Source organism: Bacillus sp. JJ1532 (genome assembly GCF_036965085.1).
Lineage (GTDB): Bacteria > Bacillota > Bacilli > Bacillales > Cytobacillaceae > Cytobacillus.
This window is the reverse complement of record NZ_JBALOW010000007.1, coordinates 71449-83282: the sequence shown is the minus strand read 5'-3', so window position 1 is coordinate 83282 and position 11834 is coordinate 71449. Positions and strand designations below refer to the sequence as shown.

The 11834-nt window shown below is 38.9% G+C and carries 10 protein-coding genes and 1 pseudogene; 7 read left to right on the top strand and 4 right to left on the bottom strand.

The window, feature by feature from the left end; translation table 11 throughout:
• Positions 1–205: 205 nt before the first annotated feature.
• A pseudogene (locus V7122_RS25705) lies at positions 206–976 on the top strand (HAMP domain-containing protein); the annotation flags it as partial.
• Positions 971–1918: a methyl-accepting chemotaxis protein gene (locus tag V7122_RS25700; RefSeq protein WP_438824763.1), complete on the top strand. Its 948-nt coding sequence runs from the start codon at positions 971–973 to the stop codon at positions 1916–1918. The pseudogene V7122_RS25705 and the gene V7122_RS25700, both read left to right, overlap by 6 nt.
• Before the next feature lie 114 nt (positions 1919–2032).
• Here V7122_RS25700 and V7122_RS03660 read toward each other — a convergent pair whose 3' ends face one another.
• The 4 genes from V7122_RS03660 to V7122_RS03645 form a co-directional block, all read right to left on the bottom strand.
• Positions 2033–2674, bottom strand: a complete 642-nt coding sequence (locus V7122_RS03660; RefSeq protein WP_335525834.1) for an NAD(P)-dependent oxidoreductase — start codon at positions 2672–2674, stop codon at positions 2033–2035.
• A 138-nt stretch (positions 2675–2812) separates the two neighbouring features.
• On the bottom strand, positions 2813–3241 hold the full coding sequence (locus V7122_RS03655; protein ID WP_335525833.1) for an Rrf2 family transcriptional regulator: 429 nt from the start codon (positions 3239–3241) through the stop codon (positions 2813–2815).
• Between the two features lie 85 nt (positions 3242–3326).
• The gene (locus V7122_RS03650) at positions 3327–5276 is read right to left on the bottom strand and encodes an FUSC family protein (RefSeq protein WP_335525832.1); all 1950 of its coding nucleotides are present in this window, start codon (positions 5274–5276) and stop codon (positions 3327–3329) included.
• Between the two features lie 188 nt (positions 5277–5464).
• On the bottom strand, positions 5465–6826 hold the full coding sequence (locus V7122_RS03645; RefSeq protein ID WP_335344937.1) for an FAD-binding oxidoreductase: 1362 nt from the start codon (positions 6824–6826) through the stop codon (positions 5465–5467).
• A 222-nt stretch (positions 6827–7048) separates the two neighbouring features.
• Here V7122_RS03645 and V7122_RS03640 point away from each other — a divergent pair, with 222 nt between their 5' ends.
• The 5 genes from V7122_RS03640 to V7122_RS03620 all read left to right on the top strand — a co-directional run bounded on the left by V7122_RS03640 (position 7049) and on the right by V7122_RS03620 (position 11817).
• Complete coding sequence (locus tag V7122_RS03640) at positions 7049–7717, top strand: GntR family transcriptional regulator (protein ID WP_335353859.1); 669 nt, start codon at positions 7049–7051, stop codon at positions 7715–7717.
• Complete coding sequence (locus tag V7122_RS03635; RefSeq protein WP_335525831.1) at positions 7714–8730, top strand: TRAP transporter substrate-binding protein; 1017 nt, start codon at positions 7714–7716, stop codon at positions 8728–8730. The genes V7122_RS03640 and V7122_RS03635 overlap by 4 nt, the downstream gene beginning before the upstream one ends.
• Before the next feature lie 60 nt (positions 8731–8790).
• Positions 8791–9285, top strand: coding sequence for a TRAP transporter small permease (locus V7122_RS03630; protein WP_335344940.1), 495 nt, complete (start codon positions 8791–8793; stop codon positions 9283–9285).
• Positions 9282–10565 carry a TRAP transporter large permease gene (locus V7122_RS03625; protein WP_335344941.1) on the top strand — a complete coding sequence of 428 codons (1284 nt, stop codon included), beginning with the start codon at positions 9282–9284 and terminating at the stop codon, positions 10563–10565. Before V7122_RS03630 ends, V7122_RS03625 begins: the two co-directional genes overlap by 4 nt.
• A gap of 67 nt (positions 10566–10632) precedes the next feature.
• Positions 10633–11817, top strand: a complete 1185-nt coding sequence (locus V7122_RS03620) for an aminotransferase class I/II-fold pyridoxal phosphate-dependent enzyme (protein WP_335344942.1) — start codon at positions 10633–10635, stop codon at positions 11815–11817.
• The last annotated feature ends 17 nt before the right edge of the window (positions 11818–11834 follow it).

Below are 11834 nucleotides of genomic sequence, written 5' to 3'. Positions count from 1 at the left end.
CTCGGTGAAATGTCCATCCAGACTCTCTCCTTAATAAATTAATAACAATTCAATCCCCTCCCCCCATTTATATCCTATTTTTGCAATCCACATTTTTCACCAATTCTCCATAATTTGTATTAAAAATCACTGCCGAATTCAGAAAACTTGATGTAAGATAAAATATAGGTAATTTTTCCTATATGTTCATAAAAGATTAAATGAAATGGGGAATATTGTGAAAAAATCTATTCTTACAAGATTAATCTCGCTAGTTTCCATCGTAGTACTTATTAGCCTAGTGATCATCTCCTTTACTACGTATCAAATGACATATTTTAAGGTTAAAGAAGCAGCCGGTATTGAGTTAATTGGTTGTGCTAATATCACAACTGGTCTGCTGTCGAATGAGGATATTAATAGTTTGCATGCATTAAGTGATTCCGAGGTTAACGAACTTAATCAGAAAATTAGTTGGACGGTTGCTCATAAGCCAATTTTTGAGAACCAATCACTTCTATCACTTGACGGCACAGTCCTTGTTGCTGATCAAAATCTCCAAACTCAAGGTGTTAATGTTGGCGATAAAATTCCGATTGATCCCCGTATTCTTACACAATTAAAAGAGAAGGGAGATCCAATCTACTCTGATGTTTATGAATTTGCCGGAATAAAGCGCTTGACTGGATATGCTCCTATTTTTAAAAACCATGACCCTACTAATGAGTTAATTGCCATTAGTGCAATTGACTTTAATGCTGAGATTCTAGCAGATAGAACGTGGAGTATGGTGGCAACTACGATTATTGTCGGTGTCATTTCCCTTTTAATTGCAGGATTAATCATTATCCTATTTGTCAGAAAAACGATTCTCCCATTGAAAAAGCTAACTTCATACACAAAAAGGATTTCTGAAGGGGATTTGACCCTCGATATGCAAGACTTGAATGCCACAGGTGAAATACATGAACTATCTGAGAATTTTAATCAAATGGTAGAGAGCTTGAAGGCGAGCTTGCATCTTTCTTCGAACAGTTCTAAAGAAATCGCTGCGTCTTCTGAAGAGTTGACTGTCAATGTAATGGGAGTAACCCAAATTGTAGATGATGTTTCGAATACCCTGCAGAACGTTGCAGATTCAGTTAAGAATCAAGCTGCTAATCTTACAAGAGTGAAGAATACCTTTGGAAATATCACTCAAAACACAGGTTCAATGACCGAAAAAATTAGCAGAACTGCATCTCATTCTCAGCAAGTATTGCAAAAAGCAGCCGAAGGGAACACACTTATCAAAGACTCTGTTCATCATATGAAAAACATCCAAGAGAAAACGAACAATCTTACTATTGTAATGGAAGAGCTCAACCATATGTCCGCAAGAGTCAGGGAAATTCTTAAAATGATTACGAATATATCCAAGCAAACGAATCTTCTTGCCTTAAATGCATCGATTGAATCAGCAAGGGCCGGGGAACAAGGAAAGGGTTTTGCGGTTGTCGCGAATGAAATTAGAAGCTTAGCAGAAGAAACCTCTAATAGCATTTCAAATATAGCGAATATCATAGTTGAAATCGAAGGAAAAACAAATGAAGCCGTTTCTTTAACGAATGATGGGAATGAAACAGTGAAAGACGGCATGATAAAGGTGGAAAATGCCGGGCAAACATTCTTGCAAATCCATGAATCTATCAAAACGAATACACACGAGTTTGATCAAATTTTTCAGGGGATTATTAGAATTAATGATGACATTCAGAACGCCAATTTAGATGTAAAGAGCATAGAGAAGATTACCTCGGATGTTTCCGATTGCATGCAGACAGTCTCTGCTTCATCACAGCAACAGACTGCATCCATGGAAGAAATCAACTCAGCGATCCAAATATTAGCTTCCATGGCTACAGAAATGGAATCCATTGCAAACAAGTTTAAATTATAACCTTTCCTAGGGCCTGTCCTTTAATGCGCCTGGCTCCACAATAATATCAATATCTAGATATTGCATCGTGGTGCCTGGCAACTTTGCTTATTTTCTATTAAAAAAAGCCCGATTTTACTCTCCCTCAGATACAACCGTAAAACGCTCATTGATATGAGCTGGATTTTCAATTTCATCTACAATTGCAATTGCATAATCTGCATAGCTCACATAGCTATCCCCTTTTGAATTAACAATGAGATTATCTTTTCCTTTTTGGTAAGTACCTGTTCTTTTACCTTCCGGGTTAAAAAATGCGGCTGGGCTAAGGAAAGTCCATTTAATGCCTGCTGCGTTTTGCAGATCTTCCAGGTTTTTGCCTTGATTAAAGGCCGTTGCGTAATATTCTTTCGGGAATTCGGGAGTATCGATCAATCTGATTTTTTGATCTTCATCTACAAATAGGCTTCCTGCTCCGCCTACTACAATTAATCTTGTTTCTGGAGCTCCCTTCATCGCTTCTATTAATGCTTTTCCTGCCTCAACATGAAGATGCTCTTGTCCTGGTACCGCACCAAACGCATTCACGACTGCATCAAACTGACTTACATCTCCTGCCGTCAATTCAAATACATCTTTTTCAAGAACTGCTGCATTTGTATTTGTTAATTTTGAAGCATTTCTTACAATTGCTGTAACTTCATGCCCTCTATCCAATGCTTCTTGTAAAATAAGACTTCCTGCTTTTCCTGTAGCTCCAATTACGCCAATTTTCATCTGAAAAAACCTCCTAAAAATATGTTTATTATTTTCACCATAAGGTAGATCTGCTATGCATCCATACCAATAGATGATTTCGCACACGTTGTAACCAAGGTAGTTACAACGTGTGTAAAAATAAAAAAATTAGATGTTTCACCCAATTTTTTTATTTAAAAACGTTACAATATCCATCATCGTTACTTCTTTTAATACTAATTCCATTGCCTCTTGAGCCTTCAATAAAATCAATTCAAGAACCAATTGAATGTTGGCCCCAACAGGACAACTCGGATTTGGACTGTCGTGAAATTGGAATAGCTCGCCTTCTTCAACAACTTCGACAGCATGATACACATCAAGGAGGGTAATATCTTGTAAAGGTTTTTGAAGCTCAGCACCACCTGTACCTCGGCGAACTTGAATGAGGCCTGCTCGTTTAAGTTTCCCCATTACTCTTCGTATGACTACTGGGTTTGTATTCACACTTTCAGCAATCCATTCAGACGTACAAAGTGTACTCTTTTCAATAGATACGAGAGACAAAATATGAACAGCTACAGTAAATCGGCTGCTAATTTTCATTTCCTTCAACCTCCTGATGTAACCATTATAGTTACATCAAATATTTAATGTCAAGATATTTTTGAAAAACTGCCCTGTGTAAGGCTTATTCGGTGATTTTCGAAGGAACAGACCCTTCTGCGGAAACGCGAGAACCGTCCTTATGCTTCAAAAGCTCCAGTGATTCCTGCAAAGAAATAATTTCTTTTTGTATTTTAGAATACCCCTCGATCCATGGGACATGTTTTCTTTCTGCTATTACATCATGTTCAAGCGTATTTGCCATTGTTTCAAACACGAAAAGAAATTGAGCAAGGGATTCATCTGATAGTATAGGACGTTGTGCATTTTTTGAACATAAATCAAGTAATTGTCCTAACTGTTCCATTGAAAAAATGGCAGGTGATAGATACTCTAACCACTTTTTATTAGCTGGAATTTCACCTAATGCTGTGGAATAGACGGTCCTTAAATTGACCAAATTAGTTCGCATTTTATTTTGTTCTTTGCTCTCCACATAAATAACTTCATTGTTTTCTGAAAACAAGCTAAATAATAATTGAGACTGGCTGCGAATGGTTTTGGCCATTAAATGAAGAAGTCGACTTGAGGCAGATTGTCTGCCAATTAATAATACTCCTATCAAACCAATGGCGCATCCGATCAGAATATCAATTATTCTCACTGTAGCAAAATAGGAAAGATTATGTATATGAGACGTACTTTCAGCCATCAACAATGCGTTTGGAGTAATGAAAGTAACAGCAAACGCGTAATTTCGCACTATTAATAGCTCTGTACAAAAATGTAATAGTGCAATGAACAAAGCAACGGTCATAGGTGTTGGCTTCAATGAGAGGATGATTACTGCTGCTAAGATACCTAACGTAGTCCCAATTGATCTTTGAATGGCTCGATGGAGTGTACTTATAATTGTAGACCCTAGCATGACTGCTCCACACGATACTGGTATCCAATAGGATCGTTCAAATTCAAATGAGAAAGCAATCATTGCTGCGGCCATTAAGACAAATCCATACTTTAAAGAAGAAAGAAACACAATGGAATGTTTATCAAATGCATCTATAAGAATTCTTTTGAAGGTAGGCTTTATTATTTTTAGTTCCTGATTAATCTTTGAAATAGATTCCTTCATAATGGCATTAGCTTCACAGATTCTTGAGATTAGTTGCTCTACAGCTTGATCACTTTCTTCTGGCTGCAAAATTTCCAAAGGGTTGAGTTTCTTTTTACGATCTAATGAATCAGCCAGTGTTTTCACAGATTCTCCTAATTCTGGCAGGTATTTTGTATTTCCTTCTGCATACATTTCAAGAATATCTGACCACATAACATTCGCTAATTCTTTTAATAAATACAATCTTTTAAAGGAATTGGAGCTCCTCCATGATACATATCCTTTTAGAAGAGTTGCATCTGCGTCTTTCAATGCGGACAAGGTTCTCTCTCTCGCTTCGTTAAATGTTTCTGTATCGATAGAATGAAGAAGTGCTGCTAGTTCGAAATAAATCCGTTTAACTGCTTTTGTTTCTGGTTCATGTGGGTCGAAAAACCAGCCTATCATGGCTACTACCCATGATAGGGATCCTCCTAGTAAAACAAGACCGGCCCGTAAGGCAGCATTAGATGGATCAATGGGCATAACTGATGTCATTGCGAATACAATCACAAAAAATATGGAGGCAGGACCAGGGATTTTAAGCGCACCAAAAATAAAGGTTCCAACCGCCCCAATTCCGCCAAGCAAGATAGCAAATGCAAGTGGCGAAGATGCCGTAAGTGTACCCAATCCAATAGAAGCTGAAAGTCCTAGCAGAACAAAAAATACTTTTTTTGCTCTTTGCGGATACGGTTCATTGAGGACATAAAGATAAGAAAAACCTCCTACTCCAGCCAGTAAACCAAACTGAAAATTCCCCAATAATATTCCAATGACGACAGGCAAAGATGCACTTAGCCCAGCAGAAATAGCCCTCGTCCAAGGAAAAGGACTCTTCTTAATTGTAAACGCACCTTTTATCATGTCTTTTTTCATTCGGTTTCCTTCTTTCCACCCATCAGTTATTGCGGATTGAAATTGAATTACAGTCTTACCTAATATGCGATGAATCCTCGTCTCTCATACTCAACAAAAAACGAACCCAATACAAACTTGGATTCGTTTCTCCTAACATTCTTTATTTTTTTAAGAAAGCAGTTTTAACCTCCGATAGGTCACTACATTCAATCTAATAGGAATATCTTCCCCGGATTTAATAAACCTTCTGGATCAAGCATTTTCTTCATCTGTTTCATAATAATAACGGCATTTCCATGCTCAGCCTCTTGAAATTTCATCTTACCAAGCCCTACACCGTGTTCCCCCGTACAAGTTCCGCCAACCTCAATAGCTTTTAAAGCAAGTGCTTCATTCGTATATTCAGCCTTTTCCTTTTCACCAGATACCTTCGGATCATAAATAACCATCGTATGGAAGTTTCCATCCCCCACATGTCCCAAGATACCTCCCGTTAATCCACTTTCATCGATTAGCTGTCTAGCATACACGACAAGCTCTGGCAGCCGTGAAATTGGTACGCAGACATCCGCTCCCGTATTGGCCATTCCTTTAATATGCCGGTATGCATAAGCCATTTCATGCCTAGCCTTCCAAAGCTCCATCCGTTCCTTCGATCCGCTTGCCGCTTCCCAATTTCTACATCCGAGCTCACTCATTAATTGTTCCGTTACCTTCGCCTCTTCCTCCACCGCTCCCTTGGTGCCGGCGAATTCAAAAAACAAAGAATGGCTAACCGGGAATTGATAGCCACCATATGCATTGACCTGAGAAATACTTTCTGCATCCACCAGCTCCATACGCATGACCGGAATCCCGCTGAGTAAAACTGACTTTGCCGCTTCCGCGCATTCCTCAGGTGTGTCAAATGTACAGCGAGCAGCCAATGTGTGTTCTGGAATGCCATGGAGCCTTAATGTGATTTCCGTGATTATGCCTAAGGTTCCCTCAGACCCCGCAAACAGTCCTGTCAAATGATAACCAGAAGATGACTTTTTTGCATGAGATCCAGTATGAATGACTGCCCCATCAGCCAAGACAACCTCTAAATCTAGCAACTGATCACGCATTGAACCGTAACGAACGGCCGTTGTCCCACTCGCATTATTTGCAACCATTCCGCCTATAGTTGCATCTGCACCTGGGTCAATCGGAAACATTAATCCATGCCGGTTTACTACTTTATTTAATTCCAAACGCGTGATTCCCGGCTGAACAGTAATTAATAAATCCTCTGGTGAAAAATGAGTGACCTTATTCATATTGCTAAAGTTAATTGAAATCCCCTTTTTGATAGGGATCGCTTGACCTTCAAGTCCCGATCCAGCTCCATAAGGGGTTACAGGGATTTTATGCTCGCGGGCTATCCCTGTAATGGCCTCAACATCTTCACGGCTCTCTGGAAAACAAACTACATCAGGCTCTACTGGTGTATGAAATGATTCATCATGACTATGACGGAATAGTTCTGTTTCACTTTGGCTAACCTTTTCCCTGCCAAGACGTTCGATGAGTTTTTGGATAAACATAAGGAAAACCCCCTCTAATAATTAATTCCTCAAAAACTTTCAACTTTTCTATTAATCTATTATATGCGTAATCCCTCCTGAATTGTATCTCTTTTCAGATCATTTAGTTAACTGACCATAATAACTCTTCAAAATTATTTAAATATTTCTATTTACAAATAGATTATAATAATTTAATATTCCTGTATACAGTATACTGAATACCGAAAGGAGGAGTGATCTTTGAGAAGAATCATCCATAATGTTTCATTGGCTGACCAAGCCTACAATTTATTAAAGAAGGACATTAGCTCCGCTGTACTTGCACCAGAACAGGAATTACCAGAGGAAAAGCTGGCAGCAGACCTTGGCATTAGTCGCACCCCGCTACGGGAAGCGTTAAAGCGCCTAGCTGCAGAAGGCCTAATCGTTTTACAAAAGGGACGTCCTGCCACTGTCGCTACTTTTACAAAGGAAGATTCTTTGGAATATATGGAACTGAGGTCAGTGCTAGAAATTCATAATATCGAAAAAATTATGCCCCTATTAGATCAACATCTATTCGATGAATTAAAGGAAAATTTAGAACATCAATTAGAAGCTGTCCAACAAAATCATTATCACAATTTCATTGATTTAGACCGTGAATTCCATTTAATTCTTGCTTCTAGAAACGGAAATTCGAAATTCCAGGAAATGATTCATCAAATGAACACAGGAGTCAACCGCGCATTCCTCTTATTATCTAACACACTTCATGTAAGCGCATACGAAGCCTACGAAGAACATGTAAAGCTAGTTGAGGCACTAGAATCTAAGAAGGTTTCATTAGCGAAGGAAAAAATGCTTGAACATCTGCAAAAAGTTGAAAAGCGATTCTTAAGTAATTTCCAAAAGGAGGAAAATAAATGAAGAAATTATTGGCATTATTACTTATCGGCTTACTCGTCATCACAGGATGTGGACGTCCAAAAGAAAGCACTTCAAGCGGTGATGGTGAAAAGAAGGTTCATACTCTTCGTATTGCTTACTTAGTTTCTGAAGAGCAATCTACACATTTAGCTGCAGTTGATTTTAAAGAGAGGCTTGAGAAAGAATCTGATGGACGTTTAAAGGTTGAACTATATCCAAATGGTCAGCTTTATGGTTCTGACCGTGAAGCAATCGAAGCTGTACAGCTCGGCAATATTGAAATGACAATTCCAGCACTAGCCCCACTTGCTTCATTTAACAAAAAATTTATGGTTTTCGATTTGCCATTCCTTTTCAATGATCACGAAGCTGCCTATAAAGCTCTTGATGGTGAACTTGGACAAGAATTATTGAAGGAATTAGAGAAAAATGACTTGAAAGGTCTTGTTTTTGGAGAAAACGGCTTCCGTCATATGTCAAATAATAATGGTCCAATTGAGGCCCCTGAAGACCTAAAGGGCATTAAATTCCGTACTTTAGAAAACCCAGTTCATACGGCTACATTTTCTGCATTCGGAGCTAACGCTTCCCCGTTTGCATTTGGTGAACTTTACACTGCTCTTCAGCAAAAAACTTATGATGCAATGGAAGCACCGATCTCCTTATATTACACAAATAAATTTTACGAAGTACAAAAATACCTGACTATGAGTGGTCACGTATACGCAGCAACTATTTTACTAATGAACAACAACTTTTATAACAGCCTTCCTGAGGATCTTCAGCAATTAGTGATGAAAACATCTGAAGAATTCCGTGACGAACAGCGTCTGCTAGCACAAAAACAGGATGTAGAGTTTTTAGAAAAACTGAAAGAAAGTGGAATGGAAGTTAATGAATTAAGTTCTGAGCAGCGTGAACAATTCCGTGAAGCTGCAAAAGCGGTCTATGACAAACACGTACCTGAAATCGGTGAGGAATTAGTTAATAAGGCATTAGAAGCAAATAAGTAATAACATTCGAGGAATCAAGATTAAGTTCTTGATTCCTCATTATTAAAGGATGTGTAAAGCATGGCAAAAAAATTTGCTCGATTCGAAGAAGTTGTTTTAGTATGGACACTTGTCCTAATGGTGGCACTCATTTTCGGTCAGGTAGTCGGTCGTTATTTATTTCAATCAGCACCAAGCTGGACAGAAGAGCTCGCCCGATATATTCATATTTTCCAAGTATGGATCGGTGCAAGCTATGCTGTTAAGCTTCGCCAGCATATACGAGTGGAAGCATTTATTACACGCTTAAAAGGGACGCCTCGGAAAGTTTTCGAAGGATTAGGCGTATTAATTTGGTTTTTTATTTCGTTATTTTTAGCTGTATTTGGTACAAAGTTAGTTTTAATCAGTTTCCAGCATGGCCAGGTAACTCCAGCTTTGCAGGTACCAATTTGGATTGCCTTTCTAGCCATACCACTTGGAGGCTCCGGAATGGCAATTCGATTAATTCAGCAATTAATTGAAATTTGGAAAGGCAACTATGAGAAAGAGGAAAGTGAGGAGATTATCGGATGACGGTTGCATTATTATTCGGAACATTATTCATTTGCTTGCTCATCGGGGTGCCAATCGCTATTTCGTTAGGTGTATCAGCCCTCGTGGCCATTTATTTTGGCTCAACCTTGCCACTTGATATTATTACCCAAAAAGCATTCACATCACTCGATTCATTCCCGCTTCTTGCCATCCCCTTTTTCATGCTCGCCGGGATTCTAATGGGGAAAGGCGGGGTATCCAAACGCCTTCTTGATTTAGCTACAACTATGGTTGGCTGGATGACTGGCGGTTTATCGATGGTGACGATCGTTGCTTGTATGTTCTTTGCGGCAATTTCAGGATCTGGTCCTGCAACCGTGGCAGCAATTGGCGGATTTATGATACCAGCTATGATTGCCAAAAAGTATGATGGCGGTTATGCTGCGGCGGTTTCAGCATCTGCGGGTTCTATCGGCGTTATTATTCCACCGAGTATCCCATTTGTCCTTTACGGTGTTATTGGAAGTGTATCGGTCGGAAGCCTATTCCTAGCTGGGATTATTCCAGGTCTGCTTATTGGGATTGGATTAATGATTACATCCTATTTCATTTCGAAGAAAAAAGGCTATAAGCCTGAACAAGTGCAGAAATTTGATTTCAAAAGTGTTTTGAAGGCTACAAATGATGCGAAGTGGGCTCTATTAATCCCTGTCATCATTTTGGGAGGTATTTACGGAGGGATCTTTTCACCAACAGAAGCCGCTGTTGTAGCTGTAGTCTACGCGCTTATCATCGGAATGTTTGTTTATAAAGAATTGGATTGGAAGAGTGTTTTCGAAAGCTTTCGTGAAGCCGTGGTTATTAATGCAACAACGATGATTATCATTGGTTTATCTGTATCATTTGCCTATTTTATGACCCTTGAACAAATTCCAAATGATATTTCTACCTTTTTAACTGAATTATCAACAAACCCATATATTATTTTAATTGCCATCAACATTTTATTATTAATAGTAGGGATGTTTATTGACACAATTTCGGCATTAGTTGTATTAACACCTATTCTATTACCTATTGTTATTGCAGTAGGGGTTGACCCAATTCATTTTGGAGTTATACTTGTCGCAAACCTGGCCATTGGCTTCATCACACCTCCGCTTGGCGTCAACCTATTCGTTGCTTCAAGTGTTGGGAAAGTTAAGTTCGAACGTATTGTCCATGCCATTATCCCATTCATGGTGTCCATGATTATCTGTCTATTGGTCATTACATTTATTCCAGCCCTATCATTATGGCTGCCAGGATTATTTAAATAATATCAGTTTGCTTTAATATTTCATCTATTAAATAGAGCGATAGATTACTCCAAGAAAGGTGAAAAGCATGTCATTATCTATTAATCACAGAGCAAAGGAATTGGAGGCCCCAGGAATCCGCCAATTTGCTAACCAACTCATACATTTTCCGGAGGCTATTAACTTAACAATTGGACAGCCAGACTTCCCTACTCCAGAAGCTGTCAAAGAAGCAGGGATCAAAGCCATTACAAATAATCAAACCGCCTATTCTCATAATGCTGGACTATTGGAATTAAGACAGGCAACCGCTTCATTTTTCAAGGATAGGTATGGGTTCTCCTATGATCCAGAAACTGAAATCATTATTACTAACGGGGCAAGCGAAGGAATAGATTCTGTTTTTCGAACCATTCTTGAAGAAGGTGACGAGGTCATCATACCTGCTCCCATCTATTCTGGATATGAGCCAATTATTGAACTTTGCGGGGCTAAGGTAGTTTATTTAAATACTTCTGACACTGGATTTCTGCCCTCATTAGAACGTCTGGAGGCTTTAGTTACATCAAAAACAAAAGCCATTCTATTAAACTATCCATCAAATCCAATCGGCATTACAATTGCACCCGATTTAATGGAAAATTTAGTTAGTCTATTAGAAAGGCTTGACATTTATATCGTTTCAGATGAAATTTATAGTGAAAACACATTTGCAGGAAAGCATCGATCACTTGCATCCTATCCACAGATTCGTGAACGTTTATTCTTAATCCATGGCTTGTCAAAATCTCATTCCATGACTGGCTGGCGGATCGGTTTTGTATTAGGGCCCAAGAGGCTAATGCAGCATGTGATTAATGTACATTTATACAACTCCATTTGTGCATCATTACCAGGTCAATATGCGGGAATCGAGGCATTGACAGCCTGCCGAGAGGTTCCCTCCATTATGAATATTGAATATATAAAGCGTCGGGATTTTGTATATGAACGTCTTCTCAGTATGGGACTAGACGTTGTCAAGCCAAACGGGGCCTTCTATATTTTCCCATCGATCAAAAAGTTTGGGCTTCCCTCTTTTGAGTTTGCAACAAAATTATTGCATGAGGGCGGTGTTGCAGTTGTTCCGGGCAGCACGTTTACAGAATATGGGGAAGGCTATATTCGCATTTCCTATGCCTATGCAATGCCAATGCTAGAAAAAGGAATGCAAAGGCTCGAGGAATTTTTGGCCAAATTAGAAAGTGAACCCGCTGCCACAAAATCTTGCTAGTTTCATTATAGAACAAA